Origin of the sequence: Pseudoalteromonas galatheae (assembly GCF_005886105.2) — a bacterium.
In the GTDB taxonomy this organism is placed as follows: Bacteria; Pseudomonadota; Gammaproteobacteria; order Enterobacterales; family Alteromonadaceae; genus Pseudoalteromonas; species Pseudoalteromonas galatheae.
In genome coordinates this window covers 2,021,820-2,043,954 of the sequence record NZ_PNCO02000001.1, presented here as the reverse complement: position 1 = coordinate 2,043,954, position 22,135 = coordinate 2,021,820, and the positions used below count along the sequence as shown (strand labels likewise).

Genomic DNA, 22,135 nt, shown 5'->3' with positions numbered 1-22,135 from the left:
CAATGGAGCTACTTAATTATCTGCAGGCGCACTTTATTACCAAAGAGGCCTTGCTACGCGAGTCGCAGCTATCTCACTTTGAATTGGCTATGTTAATTGAAAAACGTTTGATGCCAAAAGCCGCCTATAAATTAACATTAAAGCTCGAATGTGATTCTTTCTTTGGGGAGCACAGTGATGAAAGCTGCCTAGAATTTTATCCGCAAGGCACTTTAGTATGGCTTGGTGCTGTGTCACAAGTAGCGGATGAAGCACAAGCCTTTTCGCTCTTCAGTCAACGCTATAAAGACCAACTACATAGATTAAAAACGCAAGGTCTTAATCCACAAGATGCAAAACTGGGTCAAGACATCGACGCTCACTTAGAAAGTGAGTGGCAACACTTCCTTGGCGGTATTTACGGACTTTGTACAAAAACCGGTTTACCTGAGGATATTGCAAATAAAGAAGCCGCTATCGTTATCATCAACGAGTATTTAGCACAAGATGAGCACTTGAGCCCAGATGAACTAACCAACCTTCACCAAGTGGTCGATTTATTAGATGAGGCAAGTGCTTTATTCGCGCCTCATGAGCGTGAACGTAGCTCGCGCAAGCGCTTAATAGACGACGTAAGAGTAAAATTTCCAAAGCCTTTAACATCATAATTAACTGTTTTTCGCTTTCTAAATCATGTGAATTGACTTCACATCCATTTCACACCTGTCCGCATAAAGTGTCTGTAACAAAACAACACAAGGGTCAACAGGCCCGAGGACAGGATGATGAACAAATCACTATTCACTTTATCTCTCGTTGCTGCGTTGTCAGCAACTTCAGTCAATACGCTTGCACAAGATAAAAACACACCTCATGTGCTCATGGTACTCAGTAGCTATGGTGAAATGGGGGCCGATGGCACTTTAAGCAAACCTGGGTTTGAATTTGACGAGCTCAGTAAAGCATATGCCGTGTTTAAACAAAATGGCGTAAAAGTCACATTAGCCTCGCCAAAGGGCGGTGAACCATTGGCAGATAAGTTCGATAAAAACAAACCCTATAATCAAGCATACAGTAACGATACGGCGGCGATGGCGCAGCTTAAAAACACTAAAAGACTGAGTGAGTTAGAGCCCGCGCAATTCGATGCTGTGTTTGTGGTTGGGGGTAAAGGCCCAATGTTCGACTTGCATGACTCCAAACCGTTACAGGCAATTATTCGTGATATCTACGTTAACAATGGCGTAATTGGTGCTGTTTGCCATGGTCCTGCGGCATTGGTGGATGTAAAGCTTGAAAATGGAGAGTATTTAATCGCCGGCAAGCGAGTAAATGGTTTTACTAACGAAGAAGAGGCAGCGTTTGGTAAAAAGTGGACCAAACAGTTTCCATTCCTACTTGAAGATAAACTCATTGAGCGTGGTGCATCGTTTGTGCAAGACGGATTGATGTTGAATCAGGTAAGTATTGATGGTCAATTGATCACGGGACAAAACCCTTTTTCTACGGTAAATACCGCTAAAGCGGTGGTTGCGGCGCTTGGTCTGACGGTAAGCGAGTTACCGCGATTCAAAGACGATGAAAGTATTTTGTTGGTAGAGCAATTCTTTTCAGATAGCAGCAAAGCGAGGGCACGTTATTTAGCGGATAAGTCATCATTTGATCCTATGTTGCTCGGGATCTCTGGTTTATATCAAGCGCAGCATGCGCAAACTGCTCATCAACTTGCGGTGGCCGTTGAGTTGATGCAGTTAACCCTTGCAGATATTGATCACCCCATGCTGTACGAAGCGCTAGTAAATGCACAGCTCAAACTAAATGATATATCTGGTGCACAGTCCACATTAGAAGCAGCGCTTAAAAAGCACGGGACGGCGGAGAGTCTGATTGCACTAAAGGAGAAAGTTTATGGTTAAGCAAAGCTGGAGAAAAACAATGTTAGTAGTGACTGGAATTATCGCAGGTGTTGCCGCTGTTTGGTACGCAGTATTTGGACTAAAGCCATATAGTGTTACGCCGGAGGAATTAGCGCAAATATATAGCTATGAGCAAAAGGCGGTAGAGGTAAATCTTTCACCATTAAAAGCTAATCACTTTGCGCTTGAGTACAAAACGTTTGATGGCGATAAAGTCAATGGGCATATTCTCTATCCAAATAATTATGACGCGACTAAACCAATGCCCGTTATGGTGGGGGTCCACGGTATGGGTCGAAGTGATGTACGCTGGATACAAGAAAGCTTTAAAGGACGTGACACATACGAGCAAACGGATGAACTTACCAAAATGGCACTAGCAAACGGGTATGCAGTGATTGCCATTGATTCCAGAAACCATGGTAAGCGTAAAAACCCTGACTATAACCTTATTGATGTTATGCATGATTTAGATTGGTGGGGAAAACGCGAGCCCTATGAAAACATGGTTATTGATTCGGTAAAGGATCACAGAGTTCTGCTTGATTGGATAGCAACCCAATCGCAATTTGATCAAAACCAAATCAGTGTTGCAGGATACAGCATGGGAGGTCAAATCAGTTTAATTTTAGCTGCACTGGATAAACGAGTGGATAATGTGTTATCAATTGTGCCGCCTTACCTGACTAATGCGGTGGCACGAGTGGCGATTAAAAACTTTGCGACAGCCGTTGATTCTCCCAAGGTGTGGTTGGTCTCGGCAGATGACGATGAATACGCCAGCGAACGTGAGAACGAAGTATTATTCGAAGCTATTGCGAGTGTTAAAAAACATCACGTGGTTATTGAAGGTGAGCATATCTTGCCTGAAGGCTACTATAAAGAATTACAAGGTTGGTATTAATGAAAACAAGCTCACAACTCAATATATTAGTAATTGAAGACAACTCCGCGATTGCAAGTAATATTGCTGATTACTTCGATATGCAGGGACATAGTCTGGACTTTGCTTATACGGGAGAGCAAGGTTGTGAGCTTGCACTAACACAATATTTTGACTGTATTATTTTGGATATTATGCTGCCAGATATCGAAGGGCTTGAGGTCTGCCAGCGATTAAGACTTCAAGCCGACAGGCATATTCCCATCATAATGTTAACTGCTAGAGATACTTTGGACGATAAATTAGCAGGATTTGCGCAGGGTGCGGATGATTACCTCACCAAACCTTTTTCACTAGAGGAGCTAGTAGCTCGAGTCAGCGCATTAACTTGTCGATTAAATCCCATACCTGCTGCAAGGGCGCTCAGTGTGGGGGAGGCAGATAAACAGGTTACGCTCAATTACCAAAATCAAACGGTAACGCGTGGTGAGACTACACTCGTGTTACCGCCAATTTTGTTCAATATTCTTAAAATTTTGATGGAAAGTTACCCTAGAGCGGTATCTAAGAGTGAGCTTGTTGAGCGTATTTGGGGCGAGGAGGGCACTGACTCGGACTCTTTACGGTCACACATCTACCAATTACGCAAAGCGGTAGATAAGCCATTTCCAACTGCCATTATTAAAACGATTCACAGCGTTGGCTTAGTGCTGGATTTATAGCTGAAATAGCAATTGAGAAAAATGAAAACAAAACAACTAAGAAACCGCATCATCACTTATTTTGTCTCTATCGTCGTGCTGCTCAGTGTATTATTTTCACTGATCACTTTGCTTTTTAGCTACATCATAGAAGACAGCTTTTTTTATCAAATTTTAGAAGATGAAAGAAAGCAGACAGCGCTTCAAATCATCAATAACCAGACACCTGAACCGCATTTTGACTTCGTCACATTTCATCCAACAACCGATACTTTACCTGCGGTGGTAAAAACGCTACTTGCTGAGGAGCCAAACCGTAAAGAGTTTAGTGCTGAGGCGGGTAAACATTATCATATCGTCTTTCTAAACAAGCATGACCGTGGACAAGGCATATTGCTTGCTGAAGTAAGCGACCATCTTGTGGTACGCGAACTTCGAGGCTTGATGCTTGGTTTTTCATTGGCCTTATTGGTGATTGGCTTAGTAATCGCGCTATTGCTAGCGCTTGGTACGGTAAAGCTGGCGAAAAGACTACTTAAACCTTTGGATGAGCTAATGGTAATTGTAGAAGCAAGTCCCGTTGAAAACCTCCCGACCAATTTTGCATCTCAGTTTTCGCAAAATGAAATTGGTAAATTTGCACAAACGCTAGAGTCAGCCCTTACTCGCATTCGAGCATTCGTTGAGCGTGAACGCCAATTTACCAGAGATATTTCCCATGAATTGAGAACACCTGTCACCATTTCCCAAGGGGCGGTCAGTTTACTCAACCATACTGAGTTAAATAGTAAACAGCAGGAATTGGTGGCAAGGATAGCGGAGTCTGACCAGCAGATACAGCTAACACTAGAGGCGCTACTTGCCCTTGCCCGAGAAAAAGCCGATACACCGGAACAGACTAATCTACAATCCGTGATTGAAGCCTGCATTATCAACAATCAAGCGCTGTTTGAGCATAAAGTCCTAACTATCGACTTACCCGCCAATGTATTTGTTTCTATGGCTGCGCAGGAGCTAAGATTGGTGGTGCAAAACCTGCTACAGAACGCTGTACATCATAGCCAAGGTGAGCAAATCCATATTCGTTACAGAGATAATACACTAACAATTGCGGATAATGGGCAAGGGTTATCAGAGATCTTTACTGCAAACGAGCAAGCCTTTGAGTCTGGAATGCGCGGTCCCAATAGTTCAGGCACAGGCATTGGCTTATCGCTAGTAAAGCGTCTTTGTGAGAAGTTTTCTGTGGAGGTGATGATTGAAAGTGGCGAAACAGGTGTGTCGGTTCACTTAAAGTTTGCTTAAGATAAAAAGGCACGCTGACTTCTGTTATCGTGCCTTGAGAGAATTTAATTGAACTTAAGAAAACTCGGCGATAACCAATACTCTTTTGTGTTTAGCGCTATAAAAAACAATCCCTTCACCACCGCCTTCAAAATAAGTAGAGAAGCAGAAGGTACCAAGATAAGTAAAATCTACACCGTGCTCTTCATCAAAAAAGCCAATTTCACGAGTGGAGTAGTGACTGTAATTCTCGCCGCTTTGCTCATCCATAGCGTCAAAATAGCGCGTTTCATCATCACCTTCTTCATCCCACAAATAGGCGTCCCAATTGCAACCGAGCATGGGTTGGCCACCTAATTCAAAGAGCGGGTCGCTTTCTTCGCTTTCGTCAAGAGAGTAGTTAAGTCGTTGATGTTTAGCATAGAAGCTGGCTGCTTGCTGGTAGTATTCGCTATAGTCTTCAAAATCCTCCTTCTCTTCACTTAGATTGTCAACATTGTGAGCGTCAACTTGCCACCCAATGTCTGTCAATGAGTAGGAGATATAGGAAAGGTCGCCATCAAAAATCTCCATAGAAATCGGTAATGCGATAAGTATATTATCATCGCTGTTTGCGTCTAACCTTGAATAGTCAAGTAGTCCTATTGGTAATAGCTGAGTGTCATTAAACGCGACATCTTGGGTGCTCGGGAATGGCTTGTAAAAGTCAGTAGCTTGCAATACTTTTTCCGCAGGACATGCGACCGCCGAATCTTTAATGTAGAGGGCCATAAAACAACTCCTTTTTATGGTTTATTTTTTGGTAATTAATACGTTAGGCTCGTATTTGATGGACACCATATAGCGAGGCGCGTGGAAAATCAATCAGTGATCATAATTGTTCGGGCGTTAGCGTGCCTGTCCTTTATATTTTCTCCAAATTTGTGGCTTATCATGCCTATGATAGGGCCATTGCAGTGCTGGATTGTCCGCTATAATACAAACTACATCAGGTGAGAAAAGTAGATACGCCGTGGAAAATAGAACATTCAATATAAAAGTAATGAACTTAACTGAATTAGAAATTGCAGCAAAATGGGCTCTGCAAGAAGGGTGGAACCCTGGGCTTAGTGATGCTAAGTGCTACTATCAAGCCGATCCAAATGGCTTTTTAATTGGCTATCTTGGCGATGAACCTATCGCTTCGATTTCGGTGGTTAAATATGATGATACATTTGGTTTTTTAGGCTTTTATATCGTTAAGCCAGAATATCGAGGTCAGGGTTATGGAATGCAGATTTGGCAGGCAGGGCTTCAATATTTAGCTGGTTGTAACGTCGCACTTGATGGAGTGGTCGCTCAGCAAGATAATTACAAAAAATCGGGTTTTAAGCTCGCCTATCGTAATATGCGCTACGAAGGAGTGGGTGGTGGCGAAGCGCCAGATTGCTCAAACTTAGTGGCACTTGAAAGGTTACCGGTAGAAGAGGTCATTGCTTATGACAGTGCGTTTTTCCCCGCAAAAAGAGTCGCTTTTGTTGACGCTTGGTTTAACCAGCCAAACTGCCACGCTTTAGGCATTAAACAGGATGACACACTTGCAGCCATAGGTGTGATTCGCCCTTGTCACGTCGGCTATAAAATAGGTCCTCTTTACGCTGATAGCGCGGAACTTGCAGAGACACTTTTCTTAGCGCTTAGAGCTAAGGTATCAACAACCGAGGCCATCTATTTGGACGTGCCAGAAGTAAATGCAGCTGCTGTTGCGCTTGCACAAAAGTACAAGATGTCACTTTCCTTTGAAACCGCGAGAATGTATACCGGTGAACAACCTGATTTACCATTAACTCGTGTGTTTGGTGTAACATCGTTTGAGATTGGTTAATACTTGGTCAATAAAATGATGTGAGCTAGCAGCTTATTATGACATTTGAATGTCTTGTTTACGTTTGTTTACCAATTTTACAGTGTTTTTTTTCTTTATAAATCATTGTTTTATGTGTTTTTTTATCAATATGCATTTCTGTGTAGGAATAGTTTAACTTTACTGTGTTGATTATCAGTACAGATTTACATTATATTGATTTTTCTTTTGCATTGATTGCAATGATATTACTATAAGAAAAAATTCAGGGGTAAAAATGTCCAATAAACTAAAACTATCAGTGGTTGCCGCATCAGTGTGTGGCGCATTAGCGATGACAAGCGCTCATGCTAGTGTAAACCTAAGCTCAGAAGTGAAAACAGGGATTAACGGGTTTGAGTACAAATCAACTAACCACGCTAAACCAACAAACCCCATTAAAGCAGAAAGTAAGCACTATTATATCGTTCGATTAGAAGGCAATGCTTTGGCGAAAACCAAAGGCGCAATCAATTCAGAACGAAGCGGCAACGGTCTGATGATGCAATCTCAAGCCGTTAAGACGCAGAGGCAAGCCCTTGCTCAGGAACGTAATTCATTCTCGCAAAAACTTTCTCAAACTATTCCTGGAGCTCAAATCGATCGTCATTATGATGCAACGATGAATGCGGTTGTTGTTAAATCAGAAAAGGATATATTTGAACAACTTAAATCATTACCTGGTGTAACGCGCGTATTTAAAGAAGAGCGCTATCACGCTCAGATGGACTCATCGCTTTCTTTAATCAATGCACCTGTAGTGTGGGAAAAGCTTGGTGGTGACCGAAATGTTGGTAAAGGTATTCGAGTAGCAGTTATTGACTCTGGGATTACTCCGACTAATCCTATGTTTGACGACACTGGTATGGAAGCGCCTACAGACGGCTTACCATCAGACGATTACTGCCGAAAAGTGGATACCTCATTCTGTAACAACAAACTAATTGTAGCCCGTTACTCTGTACCTACTTTTGAACAACCTGACTTTCAAACTTTTAGCCCATTAGACCTTGACGGTCACGGTACTCACGTTGCGGGTACTGCGGTAGGTTCAGCGGTAACTGCTGACTATAACGGTAATACCGTTGAGTTGAGTGGCGTCGCACCAGGCGCGTACCTCATGAGCTACAAAGCTCTATATGAAGAGGGCGGCTCTAATATTATGTTAATTGAGGCGTTGGAGCACGCATTAGAAGACGGTGCTGATGTAATCAACAACTCTTGGGGTGGTGGCTATGGTTCACACCCTGAAAATAGTGCTTATGCTGAAGTTTTTGAAAATATCAGAGCAGCGGGTGTTGTTGCAGTTGTTTCTGCTGGTAATGGCGGTGCTGGCGCTAGCACCATTGGTGGTCCAGCTAACCTTGAATCAGTTATTTCGGTGGCAAACACTCAGCACGGCCGTATCTTCACTACTGGCATGTCATTAGACGGTGGAGAAAATATTCTTCACGTAACGAGTTCAGATACAGAACATAGTACGGTTATCTCTGCTAAACCAGTAGCAGCGGAAAAAGTTGATGCAGAGAATGTAACTGGTTGTCAGCCTTTCCCAGCTGGCTCTTTCACCGATGCTTTTGCTGTAGTGTCTCGAGGCGATTGTAATTTCTCAGTTAAAGTTAAAAATGCTGCTGATGCCGGTGCTAAAGCTATTGTTGTTTATAATAATCGCGTAGGTACACCTTTTGTGATGGCGACCGCAGGCGAAACCCTTCCTGCATTCATGGTTAGCCAAGAAGATGGTGAAGCGATTATTGCAGCCGCTTCTGCAGACGGATTTGATGGTAAGCTTGCCGTTGACGGTGTAAATCGTACCGCGATTAGTGAAGCTGCTCGTGATTCAATGCGTGAGTCTTCGTCACGAGGCCCTAACGGCGATCCATCTATCTTTAAGCCAAACGTTGCAGCGCCAGGCACTAATATTCTATCTGCGCACTTGGCGGTAGACGGTGTTGCGAATTTCGCTGAGCTTTCTGGTACGTCAATGGCAGGTCCACACATTGCCGGTGCTGCAGCACTTCTTAAGCAGCAATATCCGGACTGGACCCCTGAAGAAATCAAATCAGCATTGGCCAATACCAGTGTTACTGAAGGTTTGAAGAAAGAAGATGAAGTGACTCCGGCTGACGGCTTTGATGTTGGTGCAGGACGCTTTGATTTAGATAAAGCATTTAACGCAAAAGTGACTTTCTCTGAGATGGGATTGTCTGAAACTCAATGTATTGAAAGCTGTGATTACAGCGTTACTGTGAAAAACATGACTGCTGAAGCAATGAACCTGCACTTTAAGGGCGTTGCGATAGGTGGTGGTGTTGCTGTTAAGGATCTAACGTCTTCTGTCGAATTAGCACCTCGTGGTGAGGAAGGCGATGCTAAGTCAGCATCAATAACACTTAGCATTACGGGTTCCGATCTGGATGCATGGCAGTTTGGTCGTATTGAAGCGTACAATGATGCGGGAGAGCGTGTCGGTCACGTACCTCTTGCTGCATTTGCATCATCAACGTCTCTTCCTGGTTTAGCTGTGTCTACATCAGGGGCTTCAAATTCAGCAGAATTTGATGTGAATTTAGGTTTTGTGAATGATGTTATTGACGGTCAAGTTACTCTTGACTCAGTATTGCCTAGTTCACTTGAAGTAATCCCAGACAGCTTTAAGGTTTCTATGGATAATGGCAACCAAATCCTTGCTGGTGCAGATATTCCAACTCGCCACATTGCTTGGACAGGAAAGCTTGACAAATCATCTATAAAAAGCGCAATTGAGGCTGGAATAAATATTGACCTTAAAGCTCGAAAGGAATATCGACCAACCTGTGAAGATTCGTGTGATGATTCAGATTTTAAATTTAACTTAGCAAACATTGGTGATGGCTATACGTTCAAGTTAGGTGGTGTTGAATATAGTTATATTACGATCACCTCAAATGGCTTGATTGTTGCCGGCAATGGTTCAGCTAGTGGTACAGGCTCTAATGAAGCGATACCATCAGTTAATGGACAAAACGGTTTGATCGCCCCGCTTTGGGCTGACTTTGATCTTCAAGGGCCTGATGAAGCTGTTGGCGGTGCAGTTTATGTTGCACTTCTGTCGTTTGGGGACGATCCTGAAAACCTAACACACTACTTTGTAACTGAATGGGCTGACGCGAGATTATTCGAAGACACTTCGGGTGATGAATACACTTTCCAATCTTGGATCCGTCTAAATGGTGAAGAAGAGCACTTCTTCAACTATGTAAAAGTGCCAAAAATGCCAAGTAAAGCAACGGTTGGTATAGAGGATTCAAATGGTATTGTTGGTCTTCAGACGTATCACAATGGTGAAGGTACTGCGCCAGTTGCTGGACAAGTTATCGCTTATGAATATAACAAGGGTGGTGCGGTAAATCTTGGTGTTAAAGTTAAGCTTGCTGAAAATGCACATATCAAAGCAGGTGTAGCAGATACAATAGAGATGGATGAAGACACGTCATCTGAAGCTATTGATGTTTTAGCGAATGATGATGCTCAACATATTGACCTTATTCCTGTGACGCTAACGGTGAAAGGCAGCGAAAATCAGCGCGCGGTACAAAGCGTATCGTTTGCCAATCCTGAAGGTGGCTTTGATGCTGCAACACTAGCGGTTGTTGATGCTCCTGCTAATGGTGCTGTTGAAATCAAAGAAGGTAAAGTCATCTATACCCCTGAAGCAGACTTTAACGGCGTAGATAGCTTCACATACACAGCGAAGGCCGCTGGTGAAAGTACGTTGATGCTTGCACCAACCAAGGTAACTGTGAATGTTGCTGATGTTGCAGAGGCTACGACACCACCAGTAGTGGAAGAGCCAGTTGAAGTTGGTACTGGCTCGTCGGGTTCATTTGGCTGGTTAGCTTTACTGGCAGCACCATTTGCGGCACTTCGTCGTAGACGCAAATAAAATAAGATTAACTTCTTTATAGTCAAGGCCCTACAATCTGTAGGGCTTTTTTGCGTAGCATTCGAAAACTTGATGAAGTAAATTTCTTTTAAGCTCATGCTTTGCCGTTACAGTAAAAGCTGGGCTTGAGCTTATATCAGTTAGCCTTAATACTTGTTTACTATAAAACTGAGTTAATCGAAGCGGTATTGCTGATAGGTTGAAGTCAATAGCTCAACAAACTCCCGTACCTTTGCGGGAGTATATTGCTTCGACAAGTACAGTGCGTGGATAGGATAACTTTCATCGTGTAGTTCAGGTAGTAGCTGCACACAACTGCCCATAGTTAATTCATCTTTAAATGCCCATAGCGGCCCGTAATGCACACCAAGGCCAGCGTTTACCCAATTTTTTAGTACAGCAACACTGTTGGCGACGAGTTTACCACTTACCGCAACGGCTTCACGATGCAGGCCTTTACCGAGAATGAGCTGATCACCAAGCTTAGGTTTATTGTAAAAGATAAAATCCAGTTTGCTTAAATCGCTAAAGCGTTGTGGTTGTCCCATGCGCTCAATATACGCTTTAGAGGCCACCAAGACCCGTGGTACATGGCCAAGTTGTCGGCAAATCAAGGAGGAGTCATCCAGTTTGCCAATCCTAATTGCAATATCGATTTGTTTAGCCTTGAGATCTTCAAAATGACTGCCGAGTAGTAACTCAATATTGAGGTCTGGATAGGTGGTTATCATGGTTTGTATCACAGGAGCAATGAAGCGCTCGGCGAAGTCGTGTGGCGCTGCAACTCTTAATGTACCAGAAGGCAGTGTGGAGGTGCCTGAAATCGACTCTTCCAATTCTCTTTTTTCATCTAGTAATTGTTTTACGCCTTTATAGTACTCAAGCCCAACTTCAGTTGCGGCCGTTTGCTTAGTGGAGCGCTGTAAAAGTTTTACTCCTAATCGACTTTCTAAGTTTGCGAGTTTTCGGCTTACCGAGGAGGGATCGGTACCTATCACTTCAGCCGCAGATTTGAGGCTGCCAGATTCAACGGTAAGAACAAACAAATCTTCTTCAGTAATCGATTTCATAGCGGATGTAAAAAATGCAATTAGTAAATGACTAAAATCACTATACCTGTATCCCTTTCACCTAGCTACACTAAAAGTCGATTGAATATTGCAAGTAGGAGAAATAGGTATGTCTAAGCAGTTAACAGGTAAGGTTGCGTTTATCACTGGGTCAGCCAAAAATATGGGGAAGGATTTTGCTATTGCGTTGGCAAAGCAAGGCGCTGATCTTGTCATTCACTATCATAGTGCCCATTCTAAACCACAAGCACTTGAAACCCAGAAGGAAGTTGAAGCGCTGGGTGTTAGGACGACGCTAGTACACGGAGATGTCAGCAATAAAGCGCAGGTAATGAATATATTTGAGCATATTATTAGTGAGTTTGGCGCCGTGGATATCGTTATCAATAATGCCGGTACTATCAGCAAGAAACCATTTGCTGAATATAGCGAGGAAGATTTTGACAGGCTATTTGGGATCAACTGTAAAGGGGCATTTTTTGTGATGCAAGAAGCCGCTAAACATATTCGTGATAACGGTCGGATCATTAATATGGGCACTTCGCTATTGGCAGCATTTACTGGAAATTATGCGCTCTACGCTGGCTCAAAAGCACCACTTGAGCACTTCACTCGTGCGCTGGCAAAGGAAGTCGGACATCGAGGTGTGACCGTCAATACGATTGCACCAGGTCCAATTGACACTGACTTTTTCCATGGCGAAGAAAACGAGCAAACCGTTAATTATTTGCAGTCTGCAAGTGTAATGAACCGACTAGGGCAAGTAGACGATATTACCCCTGCAGTGCTTTATCTTGCGTCGGAGCAATCACGCTGGACGACTGGACAAACCTTGTTTGTTAACGGAGGCTTTGTCACTCGTTAAGTATGCTATTAGGGCACAAGTTGGTTAGGCGGTTTGTGCCAACGTTTTGTTCGCCAACAAGATGGTAAAAGTGGTGCCATTTCCGGCTTTGGAATTAACTTTTAAGTCACCTTCTAAATGTTTTTTGACGAGATTATAGGTGACGGAAAGTCCAAGCCCAGCATGACCATGTTGGCGAGCTGTGGTGTAAAAGGGCTCAAAGATCCGATTTAGGACCTCATTACTCATACCGACGCCTTCGTCTTTGACTCGAATAAATATTTTGTTGTCAGTGATCTCTAAACGAACAGCAGCAAATGGCTGGGTGTCGCTATCATTACTAAAACCATGCACTCGGGCATTCTCAAGCAGCTGCAACAAAATTTGCTGTAGCGCCTTAACGTTGATTTTGACCAGTTGTTCCAGTTTTCCTGTTGCGCTAAATTCAACGCGCATCTTTAACTGAAAACGGGCCGTTTGTTCGCAATAATTGCGAATAACGGCTTCTAGGTCGACAAGTTGCTCGACGTCAGTTTCTTGCTCTGCGGAGATATTCTTGAACTCTTGCACTAGCTTTGCCGTTTTGCCGAGATTTCGCTCTGCGATAGACAACCCAGAATCCAATGCTGCCATAATTTCTAAAAACTCAGCGTGCGACAAACGCTGCGCTTTCATGCCGGTTTCCATCGCATCCACTTGCTCTTGGCAGGATGACACTGCGGTAATCGAGACACCAAGTGGAGTATTTACCTCGTGAGCCAATCCTGAAACTAAACTACCTAGGCTTGATAATTTTTCCGCCTCTACCAGTTGCTGGTGGATCACATGGATGTGGCTAAGGAGCTGGTTGATGGCAAGGCTAACATCAGTCAATTCATTGTGGTTATCAATGTCGATACGTTTTTCGAGACTCGAGCTCTCAATAATGTGATTGATTTGCGAGCGAATATGATTGATTGGATGTTGAATAGAGCGATATAAAGCGAAGCCAACGGCAATTAAGCTCACCAATACAATCACAGAAAAAATAATGAGCAACAACTTTAGTTGGCTAAATTGATGCTCGGTTTGCTCCACAATACCGAGTGCGACGTCATTTTGTACCTCGGTGAGTGCTTGTAGTGATGCAGTTAACGGATCGAACTTTTCATAGAGTGCAGTAACAAACTGATGTTGTGGAATTGCTAAAAATGTCCCTTGATTTATCGCGCTTTGGAGCGAGGCAATATGCGTAAATACGGCCTGCATTTGGAACTCAATGAGTTCAACTTTGACTTGCTCCGCAGTCACCAAATATGTGTTTAGATAGCTTTGCCACGCGTCGTTCATGACCCGAGTTGCATCTGCTATTTGCAGCAGCACCTCGTCTTTGGAGACCAACCCTGCACGATACTTATGAAGTATGTCGACAATCTGAATCGCACCGTGATCTGATACTTTTTTTATTTGAATAAGCGGCACAACACGATCGGCGTATAGAGATTCTACTTCTGACTCAAGGTGAGCGTAACGGTTAAAAGCATATCCGAGCAGTAAGGCAAGCGCAATGACGGGAAACACAATTAGCAGCCATAATTTATGGCGAATATTAATTAGCTCTAGCACTACAGATAACTCATTTTTTGCATATCAACTTGAAGTATAAGTGCTGTTGATAATGTCGCCATTTTTCGTGGTGAAAATTAAAAAAGCATAATGTGCGACTTGTGTCGCACTTTTTTGTTTGTTAATGTGTGACATATGTCGCAGTTGTGAGAAAAACAATGAAACCTAACTCAACCGAACTAATCGTTTTAAAAATCCTTTGGCGTGAACAGCCAAAAACGGGTAAAGAAATTCACACAGAAATAGGATCAAAGCTCAGTTGGAGCTACTCATCAACTCGAAAAACTCTTGAGAGAATGTGTGAAAAGGGTTATCTCGCCGAGCAAATGCAAGGCAATAAAAAAATATACTCAGCTGTCCTTGCTAAGGTACCGACTCTCGCACTTTATGCCCAAGAGTTTGCAAAGCAAATCATGGAGTTGGATGAGCCTCTTCCAATCGCTATGTTTTCAGATAGTAAGTTAATTGCAGCGGATGAATTAGATGAATTAGAAGCCATGTTAGATGAGTTAGCTAAGACGCAAGGTGATGAAGAGTAAAGTATGGAACTGATATTACTTTCGGTCTTGCTGTGGGTGGCGCTTAGTGGCTTAACGTACGCACTTGGAGTGAAATTTTCCGCTCGGTATATACAGAATAAGGGACTTTGGTGGGGCGTGCTGGCAGTGACTTTTGTGCCTTGGATCCCACTTGAACACATAGAGCAACATAACGCCATTCCAGCCATCTTGTTTAATGCCAACTTACAACAATTTGCAGAGCCGCTGCTGGCAATGACTAAGCGCACACAGGTTGGGTCTGACTGGCTAAACTTGACGCTTTTGGCTGTATTTATGGTCTATTGCGTTGGTCTCATTGCTCATCTTTTGGTACTTGGGCGACAGTTTTGGCGAGTAAAACGCCTTTGTAGTACTGCTTCAAAAATAAAACTCGGAACACGGAGTTGCTATCAATTGCCAATTACTTGCTCTCCTTTTGTGTTCGGACTGTGGCAACCCAAAGTGTATTTGCCGGTGGAATTTGACACGCTGCCAGAGGCCGAGCAGCAGGCGCTTATTCTGCATGAGTTAACTCATATAGATAAAGGCGATCATATTGCTGTCGTAATTTGGCGAATACTCACGACGCTTGCTTGGTTTAATCCATTTATTGCAAAAATGGAACTGGGCTTTATTCGAGCGATGGAATATCGCTGTGATGAGGTGACGATAGCGAAGCACAGCCTAGAGCCCTTGGCTTATAGCAAAGCATTAATGAACTCTTTAAAACGAGCTGCTGCTCCGCCGGAAACGATGAATATGACAGCAAGTTTTGCGTCTAACTCATTGACTTTAGATGACTATAAAAAGCGTTTTAGCGTTATTCTTAAATCTAAAAAGAAGCCAAGTAATCTTGTGTTGATAGGGGTTTTTGTGTTGCTTAGTTCAGGTTTAGCCTATGGCAATATTCAATGGACAATGGGAACGGCAATGGTGAGTAAAACATGGACATACCCGGTCGTCACCCCTGAAATAACATCAAGGTTTGGACATGTATCGAACTTTCGTCACAATAAAGCACATCAAGGACTGGATTTAGCTGGCGGCGTTGGTGAACCGGCGATGGCGGTTGCCAGCGGTACGGTCACGATTGCTGATGATAAAACCCTGCCTGAGAATTACGGTAAAGTGGTGTTGATCCATCATGACAATGGTTATCAAAGTCTCTACGCACACCTTGATAGCATTGATGTTGCAGTGGGTGAGCAAGTATCGCAAGGAGAAGTGATCGGTACCATAGGTGAAACCGGTCGAGTCACTGGTCCACATCTACATCTAGAAGCTCTGCATAACAACACGCGCATTGATCCGCTGACCTTATTGGAAAATTAACATGATTAAAAAGCTTTCTATCGCCATTGCAATGATGGCAACTTTTGGCTGCTCGAAACAACCAGAGCAGACTCATTCGGTCAATAAAGCGCAAGAGAACACCTTTGTTTTGGCGCAAGCAGAACAAGGCCAAGCTGTTGTACTTAATGGATCCGCTGAAGACTCAGTCGCGGCCCAAACCCAAATCACAGAGGAGTTAAAACCTGTTCAAGATATTCGTTTACTTGAACTTAAATCGGGTGAGAGTTTAGCGAATCTTTTAAGTGAGTTTGCATTCAGTGACCGCGATAGTTGGCTGGTGGAACAAGCCGTGAGTACGTGGACATCACTGACTAAACTCAAGGCTGGACAGTTAATAGAAGCAGAGCTTGTAGACGGACAAGTACAGCAGATCTGCTTTGAATATGCATTTGCACAGGTTATTGAGATTAAAAGAGTAGATGAACACTGGCATGCATCGCTAAGTGAGCTTGAAACCGTCACGCAAACAAAGCGCTTATCGACAAGCATAGATTCTAGCTTTTTTGTAGACGCCAGCAAAATCGGGGTACCCAATGACATTATCAATCAAAGTATTGTGGCCTTATCTCACCTTGTCGATTTTCAAAGAGAAGTATATGCCGGCGATCAAATTGATTTTGTATTTCAAGAACAGCAGCTTGTGGCAGCCAAAGAGTTACTCAAGCAAATCTCCAAACCTATAGAATTACAACATGTTGCGCTACTTTCAGGAAAAGAAAAATACCGCTTATACCGGTTTACTGATAATGGCGGAACGACCGCTTTTTACCACTCAGACGGTACCCTCGCACAAAGTTTTTTAATGAAAACGCCCCTTAACGGTGCTCGATTATCGTCAAACTTCGGTAAACGTCATCACCCAGTATTGGGCTACACCCGAATGCACAAAGGGATCGATTTTGGTGCGCCTGTTGGTACGCCTATTATGGCTGCGGGTTCTGGAAAAGTACTCAAAGCTGGGTGGGGCGGCAGCTTTGGTAATCGCGTAGTGTTAGATCACGGTAAAGGCTATCAAACACTTTATGCTCACTTAAATGGCTTTGCGAGCGGCCTCAAGGCTGGGACGCGAGTAAAGCAAGGCGATGTGATAGGTTATCTTGGTAATACCGGCCTGTCGCAGGCGCGTCACTTACATTATGAAGTGCATAAAGACGGAAAAGCCATCAATCCACTCACCCTAAAACAACCAAAAAATACTAAGCTAAATGACACGCAATTTGATGAATTTAGCGCGCAGGTTGCACAAATTACCACACTACTCGATAGCGAAAACACAAAGCTAGCTCACAATGATGGACAGTCGGGCAGCATGGGTAATGCCGATGACTAGCCCTGAAAGAAATCGCATTAACAGCCTCGACTTTATTCGCGGGGTAGCAATCCTATGTATTTTACTTATCAACATCGAAAGTTTTGCCTATCCCAATCCATGGGGCATTTACCAATATGGCTTTATGACGGATATAGACAGTGAGGTAAGGTACTGGGTTTATGTATTTGCTCAGGGCAAATTTTACGGACTGCTGGCGATGTTATTTGGCGCAGGTCTCACCATCATTCTTCAAAAACAGCCATTTGAATTTGCGATTAAATTAAGTGCGGCAAGGCTAGTGGCTTTATTTATACTCGGCCTTGTTCATGCCTATTGTATTTGGAGTGGCGACATTCTCTATCACTATGCCGTGATAGGAATGATTGCCACCACCGTCATATTACTTGGCACCCGGGCCATCAAAGTCAGCATAGTAATTTGTTTGGCGTTTATGTTAGTTGCAGGTTTTGGCAGAGCAGAGCGCACCAACGCCCAATACGATGCTTACCAAGCTGCACTCAATGTGGACGAAGTGTCTCGCACACGAGACCAGCAAAAAGCGATTAACCGGTGGCAGAATAAAACCGAACCACGGACACCCACTCATCGTACTTTGGAAGAAACGCCAAGCTTAACTGAGTATTGGCAGAAAAACTTTGACAGCTCACAAGTCCACAAAGGTAAGCTGTTTTATTCAAGTATTTTTTGGTCCACGCTAATGATGATGCTGATAGGCTCGCAGCTGTTTCAATGGGGATTGTTCTCAAAGACTAAGCTTAGCCCACTCACGGTTGTAGCGCTACTTTGCTTGATTGCGGTGTCGTGTTATGCCACTCAAGCTCGCTATTTTCATTGGCTACACAGTTCACATATCCCAGTGTTGTCTTACGCTAAACAAATGGTCATCGTACTTAACCGGGAGCTGCAAGCGATTGTTTACTTGGTTTTGTTATCTTTGCTATATAACCGTTGGTTGCATCGGTTCAAACCCCTTGAGGCGATAAATCAAGTGGGGAGATTTGCGCTGAGTAATTACATTGGACAGTCACTGTTATTGGTGGTCATATTTTATGGCTTTGGATTACATAATACGCTAAGTCGCAGTGAGCTCTTGTTCTTATGGCTTGCTATTATGGCAGTGCAGCTGCTATTAAATGTGATCTATGGGCGATTCTTTAAGGTGGGACCCGTTGAACGTGTATGGCGCAAACTAACAATTAAGTTATATGCATAATCGACTTGAATTTTTTACAAATTCGAACTTCATTCCTAAGCTAGTTTTGACCTACTATTGAAGTTGGCACGTTAGCTTGAGGTAAGGTATGGAAATAGAAATAACACAAGGATGGGATATAGAGTATGCGCAAGCGGCTGCTGAGCTTTATGTTGACGCGTTTGGTAGCAAATTCAAAGCCGCAGTGCCGGATCGCAATAAGCTTATCACTATTATCGCGAAGAGCTTCATCTCAGAATACTCTTTCGCTGCCTTTGCAGACGGCAAGTTAGTGGGGATTGCGGGCTTTCAATATGGCAAAAGCGGTTTTACATCGAATATGGGCTTTTCTGGACTTATTGACGAATTAGGTTTGCTAGGCGGGGTTAAAGCCGCAGCGGTGTTTACCCTATTTGAGCGAAAGCCTGCGCCCAATGAAGTAGTGATGGATGGTATCGCTGTTGCAGAATCGGTCAGAGGACGAGGTGTTGGCACTGCGCTTCTAGTGGCACTGCAGCGCTATACCAAACAAAGCGGGTTTCACGCATTACGACTTGATGTAATTGATTCTAACCCCCAAGCAAAAAAGCTTTACATGAGAATGGGCTTTGTTGCCTCCCATCATGAGGATTTTTCTTATCTCAATTGGTTAATTGGTTTTAGCGGGGCAACAACGATGTTGTGGCGCCCATAAGACTGGTTTCCTTTGCTGCAAAAAATAAACGTGAAAGATAAGCAGGCCTTAGACATTTGCTTTTGCTATGAAGTAACAAGTAAAATGCCGAATTTTACGCATAACCAGACACCGACATGACAGCAATAAACCCTGTATCGACCCTCCTTAATCATCTGCAAACCCAAGCCGTACCAAACGAGCTTAGGCGTCTATTTCATGGACGTGGTCGTTGCTATGAAGGGCTTGAACAAATCACCGTAGATTGGTTACAAGGTCAGCTCTTAATCTCTTTATTCAAGGAGCACGACGTTGACTTTATAGCGTCGTTAAAGCAGGCATTATTATCACTTGTGGAGACTGAAGCATTTAGCGAAAAACTCTCTGCTATTTTGCTGCAACATCGTTATTTGCCTGATTCAGATCTCGAGGTCTTGTATGGTGAATTAACCGCTATGCCTATCGTTGAAGAAAATGGACTTAAATATGGCTTAAAGCTTGGCGTAAAGCAGAACATGGGACTGTTTTTAGATATGCGTTTGGGTCGTGAGTTTGTAAAAGCTCAGTCTGCGGGGGCTCGGGTACTTAATCTGTTTTCTTATACTTGTGGGTTTTCCGTCGCGGCGATTGCGGGCGGTGCTGCCCATGTTGTGAATCTAGATATGGCAAAAGCGGCGCTCAAGCAAGGCCGAGTCAACCATCAACTCAATGAACACGACCTCAGCAAGGTATCTTTTTTAGGCCATGATTTATTTAAATCTTGGGGAAAAGTACGTAAATATGGGCCGTACGACCTAATCGTAATTGATCCGCCAAGCTTTCAAAAAGGCAGCTTTGCACTGACCAAAGACTATCAACGTATTTTAAGAAAGCTTCCTGAGTTACTTACGCCAAATGCCCAAGTGTTGGCGTGTGTAAATTCCCCCGATGTTTCAAGCCAATTTCTGATTGATGAAATGACCAGAGAGGCGCCAACGCTTACGTTTGTTGAACGTTTACAAAACCCACCTGAATTTAAAGACATTGATGAGCAAAGCAGCCTCAAGTGTTTACGGTTTAAAGCAAGTTAATCTATTTCTTAGCACTTTAACTTGGATGTAAAAGTGTGGACTAATACAGATAACCATTTAGCATTGAAAAGCGACCATTCAGCAATATTCAGAGTGCTTTTCGATGCTAAATGCGTACCATGAACGTATTCAGTCACTATTTGTATTGATTATGGTCAATCTCACATTGCAGCGAAATGAACAATTCGCAATTTTAGCCATCGTTGCCGCAATAAGTTTTGCTATCAGTCTTACCGATTGGGTGCAGCGGGGCATGTTGTTGTCGGCAAATATCGCGCTTTCTTCTATTTTGGCGGTTGTGTTCCTCTACTGGTTACCGATGGTGATAAGTTACGTACTCATCATCCGTTTCAAGATAGGCAATTGGCCGCTGCAATATATCGGCTTTTATGGACTGATGGTAATGGGCTGTTTATGTTGGGGTGTACTCAGAAGTGGAATGTTAAATACCCATGCATTTTCACTGTTTGAGGCGCTAACCATCGCACTGCCTTGGTCTAGCGGTATTTTTGTGGTGATTAAGTTCTACCTTTCCCAAAAGTTGTTAAAACAAGAAAAACAGCTTCGCCAACTAGCTGAAATTAAGTTATTACACAGTCAGTTAAACCCGCACTTTATGTTCAATAGCCTCAACACAATTGCAGCCTTTGTACCAAATCAACCAGAAGCAGCACGGTCTTTGGTTCATAATCTCGCTGCGGTATTAAGATATTCATTAACGCATTCTGTGACAAGCGGAAAAATACCGAGCAAAGTGTCTGTTGCCGATGAGCTAATTGCACTAAATCAATGGTGCGAGATAGAGCAAAGTCGGTCTGGGGATGCGCTTATCATCGACTTTGATATCGACGATGTATTATTGAGCGAAGCAATACCGCCAATGATATTACAGCCGCTTTTAGAAAATGCAGTAAAACATGGCAACAGCAGGCCGCTTCACATTGAAGTAGTAATTAAAAAGTTAGCGAACCAGTTAGTGTTTAAAATAAGTGACAACGGGGTGGGCTTTAAGGAGCAGGACATATTGGGTTCGTCAGATGCGGGACTCGGCCTTTCGATCACGCGCTCACGGTTAAAGTTAGAAGAAAATGCTGAACTTAGGCTTGGTAACGACCTGCACACAGGTGGTGCGGTTGTCAGCTTTTCACTTACACGAGGAGCAAAGGAATGTTGAACATTGCCATTGTGGAAGATGAGCAACCAGCCATTGATAAATTAACTGAACAACTTGGCCAGATCACCAAGCACAACTTGGTACTGACTTGTAACACGCCATTAGTATTTCTTGACGCACATCATGAGCTTGCGATAGATATTGTCTTTGTCGATATTAACTTGCCAGAATGCAATGGTGTTACTTTGGTCGAGAAACTTCAAGGGGCGGGGTTTGCAGGTGCGATAATTTTTACCACGGCCTACAGTGAGTTTGCGGTTGAGGCCTTTACGCTCGGCGCTGTTGATTATTTGCTCAAACCTTATAGTACCGAACGATTAGCGTTGGCGCTATCAAGAGTCAATCGTGTTATCGCGACAGGATTCGCCGCTACTTTAACGAGTAAGGTGGCGGGGAAAACCTCACTAATTGATGTCAGCAGTATCGAACTTATCAAGCTAGAATACGGTCAAGCCATTGCGTTTAGTAATGGACAGCAATATCCCATTGATGGCTCCCTTGAGGAGATCCAACAGCAATTGCCAACACATTTCTTAAGAGTTCACCGTAATGCCATTGTAAACCAAAGCGCGATAACTGCGTTTGAACGCTGGGTTACAGGGGGTTACCTTGTCAAGTTGCGAGATAGCAATTTACAAGTTGTGACTAGCCGGGGCGGTGCAAAACTACTCAAACAACAACTGAGCAACATAGGGCTCAGCTAACTCAAAAA

At 43.4% G+C, this 22,135-nt stretch carries 19 protein-coding genes; 16 read left to right on the top strand and 3 right to left on the bottom strand.

Going from position 1 to position 22,135, the window contains the following annotated elements:
* Nucleotides 1-2 precede the first annotated feature (2 nt).
* The 5 genes from CWC29_RS08985 (at nucleotide 3) to CWC29_RS08965 (ending at nucleotide 4,784) form a co-directional block, all read left to right on the top strand.
* Nucleotides 3-647: a DUF6058 family natural product biosynthesis protein gene (locus CWC29_RS08985; protein ID WP_138521503.1), complete on the top strand. Its 645-nt coding sequence runs from the start codon at nucleotides 3-5 to the stop codon at nucleotides 645-647.
* A gap of 114 nt (nucleotides 648-761) precedes the next feature.
* Nucleotides 762-1,895: a type 1 glutamine amidotransferase domain-containing protein gene (locus CWC29_RS08980; RefSeq protein WP_235956552.1), complete on the top strand. Its 1,134-nt coding sequence runs from the start codon at nucleotides 762-764 to the stop codon at nucleotides 1,893-1,895.
* A complete protein-coding gene (locus CWC29_RS08975; protein ID WP_138521505.1) occupies nucleotides 1,888-2,799 on the top strand; it encodes an alpha/beta hydrolase in 912 nt (303 codons plus the stop codon). The genes CWC29_RS08980 and CWC29_RS08975 overlap by 8 nt, the downstream gene beginning before the upstream one ends.
* The gene (locus CWC29_RS08970; RefSeq protein ID WP_128726294.1) at nucleotides 2,799-3,500 is read left to right on the top strand and encodes a response regulator transcription factor; all 702 of its coding nucleotides are present in this window, start codon (nucleotides 2,799-2,801) and stop codon (nucleotides 3,498-3,500) included. Before CWC29_RS08975 ends, CWC29_RS08970 begins: the two co-directional genes overlap by 1 nt.
* Before the next feature lie 21 nt (nucleotides 3,501-3,521).
* Nucleotides 3,522-4,784, top strand: a complete 1,263-nt coding sequence (locus CWC29_RS08965; RefSeq protein WP_128726295.1) for a sensor histidine kinase — start codon at nucleotides 3,522-3,524, stop codon at nucleotides 4,782-4,784.
* Between the two features lie 54 nt (nucleotides 4,785-4,838).
* On the opposite strand, the gene CWC29_RS08960 is transcribed toward CWC29_RS08965, so the two are convergent.
* Complete coding sequence (locus CWC29_RS08960; RefSeq protein WP_138521507.1) at nucleotides 4,839-5,534, bottom strand: hypothetical protein; 696 nt, start codon at nucleotides 5,532-5,534, stop codon at nucleotides 4,839-4,841.
* 241 nt (nucleotides 5,535-5,775) lie between these two features.
* Between CWC29_RS08960 and CWC29_RS08955 the strand changes: the two genes are divergently transcribed.
* On the top strand, nucleotides 5,776-6,627 hold the full coding sequence (locus CWC29_RS08955; protein WP_128726297.1) for a GNAT family N-acetyltransferase: 852 nt from the start codon (nucleotides 5,776-5,778) through the stop codon (nucleotides 6,625-6,627).
* Between the two features lie 256 nt (nucleotides 6,628-6,883).
* Nucleotides 6,884-10,570 (top strand): S8 family serine peptidase, encoded by a 3,687-nt coding sequence (locus tag CWC29_RS08950; protein WP_138521509.1) that lies wholly within the window; start codon nucleotides 6,884-6,886, stop codon nucleotides 10,568-10,570.
* A 173-nt stretch (nucleotides 10,571-10,743) separates the two neighbouring features.
* Here CWC29_RS08950 and CWC29_RS08945 read toward each other — a convergent pair whose 3' ends face one another.
* Nucleotides 10,744-11,640 (bottom strand): LysR family transcriptional regulator, encoded by an 897-nt coding sequence (locus tag CWC29_RS08945; protein WP_128726299.1) that lies wholly within the window; start codon nucleotides 11,638-11,640, stop codon nucleotides 10,744-10,746.
* Between the two features lie 109 nt (nucleotides 11,641-11,749).
* Here CWC29_RS08945 and CWC29_RS08940 point away from each other — a divergent pair, with 109 nt between their 5' ends.
* Nucleotides 11,750-12,505, top strand: coding sequence for an SDR family oxidoreductase (locus CWC29_RS08940; protein WP_128726300.1), 756 nt, complete (start codon nucleotides 11,750-11,752; stop codon nucleotides 12,503-12,505).
* A gap of 24 nt (nucleotides 12,506-12,529) precedes the next feature.
* Here CWC29_RS08940 and CWC29_RS24075 read toward each other — a convergent pair whose 3' ends face one another.
* The gene (locus CWC29_RS24075; RefSeq protein WP_138521511.1) at nucleotides 12,530-14,089 is read right to left on the bottom strand and encodes an ATP-binding protein; all 1,560 of its coding nucleotides are present in this window, start codon (nucleotides 14,087-14,089) and stop codon (nucleotides 12,530-12,532) included.
* Between the two features lie 158 nt (nucleotides 14,090-14,247).
* Between CWC29_RS24075 and CWC29_RS08930 the strand changes: the two genes are divergently transcribed.
* From CWC29_RS08930 to CWC29_RS08895, 8 genes are all read left to right on the top strand, one after another.
* Nucleotides 14,248-14,628 carry a BlaI/MecI/CopY family transcriptional regulator gene (locus CWC29_RS08930; protein WP_128726302.1) on the top strand — a complete coding sequence of 127 codons (381 nt, stop codon included), beginning with the start codon at nucleotides 14,248-14,250 and terminating at the stop codon, nucleotides 14,626-14,628.
* A gap of 3 nt (nucleotides 14,629-14,631) precedes the next feature.
* Nucleotides 14,632-15,960 carry a M23/M56 family metallopeptidase gene (locus tag CWC29_RS08925; protein ID WP_138521513.1) on the top strand — a complete coding sequence of 443 codons (1,329 nt, stop codon included), beginning with the start codon at nucleotides 14,632-14,634 and terminating at the stop codon, nucleotides 15,958-15,960.
* A 1-nt stretch (nucleotide 15,961) separates the two neighbouring features.
* A complete protein-coding gene (locus CWC29_RS08920) occupies nucleotides 15,962-17,311 on the top strand; it encodes a M23 family metallopeptidase (protein ID WP_138521515.1) in 1,350 nt (449 codons plus the stop codon).
* On the top strand, nucleotides 17,271-18,527 hold the full coding sequence (locus CWC29_RS08915; protein ID WP_235956551.1) for a DUF418 domain-containing protein: 1,257 nt from the start codon (nucleotides 17,271-17,273) through the stop codon (nucleotides 18,525-18,527). Before CWC29_RS08920 ends, CWC29_RS08915 begins: the two co-directional genes overlap by 41 nt.
* 88 nt (nucleotides 18,528-18,615) lie before the next feature.
* Nucleotides 18,616-19,200: a GNAT family N-acetyltransferase gene (locus CWC29_RS08910; protein ID WP_128726305.1), complete on the top strand. Its 585-nt coding sequence runs from the start codon at nucleotides 18,616-18,618 to the stop codon at nucleotides 19,198-19,200.
* Between the two features lie 116 nt (nucleotides 19,201-19,316).
* Entirely contained in the window at nucleotides 19,317-20,249 is a 933-nt protein-coding gene (locus CWC29_RS08905) for a class I SAM-dependent methyltransferase (protein WP_138521517.1), read from the top strand.
* Nucleotides 20,250-20,352: 103 nt separating this feature from the next.
* The gene (locus CWC29_RS08900) at nucleotides 20,353-21,423 is read left to right on the top strand and encodes a sensor histidine kinase (RefSeq protein WP_235956550.1); all 1,071 of its coding nucleotides are present in this window, start codon (nucleotides 20,353-20,355) and stop codon (nucleotides 21,421-21,423) included.
* Nucleotides 21,417-22,127, top strand: a complete 711-nt coding sequence (locus CWC29_RS08895) for a LytR/AlgR family response regulator transcription factor (protein WP_138521519.1) — start codon at nucleotides 21,417-21,419, stop codon at nucleotides 22,125-22,127. Before CWC29_RS08900 ends, CWC29_RS08895 begins: the two co-directional genes overlap by 7 nt.
* Nucleotides 22,128-22,135: the final 8 nt, after the last annotated feature.

What these genes read in the sequence shown, in the direction of transcription:
- CWC29_RS08930 (WP_128726302.1), top strand. Translation starts at nt 14,248, where the DNA reads ATGAAACCTAACTCAACCGAACTAATCGTTTTAAAAATCCTTTGGCGT.
- CWC29_RS08965 (WP_128726295.1), top strand. Translation starts at nt 3,522, where the DNA reads ATGAAAACAAAACAACTAAGAAACCGCATCATCACTTATTTTGTCTCT.
- CWC29_RS08985 (WP_138521503.1), top strand. Translation starts at nt 3, where the DNA reads ATGGAGCTACTTAATTATCTGCAGGCGCACTTTATTACCAAAGAGGCC.
- CWC29_RS08970 (WP_128726294.1), top strand. Translation starts at nt 2,799, where the DNA reads ATGAAAACAAGCTCACAACTCAATATATTAGTAATTGAAGACAACTCC.
- CWC29_RS08950 (WP_138521509.1), top strand. Translation starts at nt 6,884, where the DNA reads ATGTCCAATAAACTAAAACTATCAGTGGTTGCCGCATCAGTGTGTGGC.
- CWC29_RS08975 (WP_138521505.1), top strand. Translation starts at nt 1,888, where the DNA reads ATGGTTAAGCAAAGCTGGAGAAAAACAATGTTAGTAGTGACTGGAATT.
- CWC29_RS08920 (WP_138521515.1), top strand. Translation starts at nt 15,962, where the DNA reads ATGATTAAAAAGCTTTCTATCGCCATTGCAATGATGGCAACTTTTGGC.
- CWC29_RS08945 (WP_128726299.1), bottom strand. Translation starts at nt 11,640, where the DNA reads ATGAAATCGATTACTGAAGAAGATTTGTTTGTTCTTACCGTTGAATCT.
- CWC29_RS08900 (WP_235956550.1), top strand. Translation starts at nt 20,353, where the DNA reads ATGCTAAATGCGTACCATGAACGTATTCAGTCACTATTTGTATTGATT.
- CWC29_RS08980 (WP_235956552.1), top strand. Translation starts at nt 762, where the DNA reads ATGATGAACAAATCACTATTCACTTTATCTCTCGTTGCTGCGTTGTCA.
- CWC29_RS08905 (WP_138521517.1), top strand. Translation starts at nt 19,317, where the DNA reads ATGACAGCAATAAACCCTGTATCGACCCTCCTTAATCATCTGCAAACC.
- CWC29_RS08960 (WP_138521507.1), bottom strand. Translation starts at nt 5,534, where the DNA reads ATGGCCCTCTACATTAAAGATTCGGCGGTCGCATGTCCTGCGGAAAAA.
- CWC29_RS08910 (WP_128726305.1), top strand. Translation starts at nt 18,616, where the DNA reads ATGGAAATAGAAATAACACAAGGATGGGATATAGAGTATGCGCAAGCG.
- CWC29_RS08915 (WP_235956551.1), top strand. Translation starts at nt 17,271, where the DNA reads ATGATGGACAGTCGGGCAGCATGGGTAATGCCGATGACTAGCCCTGAA.
- CWC29_RS08925 (WP_138521513.1), top strand. Translation starts at nt 14,632, where the DNA reads ATGGAACTGATATTACTTTCGGTCTTGCTGTGGGTGGCGCTTAGTGGC.
- CWC29_RS08940 (WP_128726300.1), top strand. Translation starts at nt 11,750, where the DNA reads ATGTCTAAGCAGTTAACAGGTAAGGTTGCGTTTATCACTGGGTCAGCC.
- CWC29_RS08895 (WP_138521519.1), top strand. Translation starts at nt 21,417, where the DNA reads ATGTTGAACATTGCCATTGTGGAAGATGAGCAACCAGCCATTGATAAA.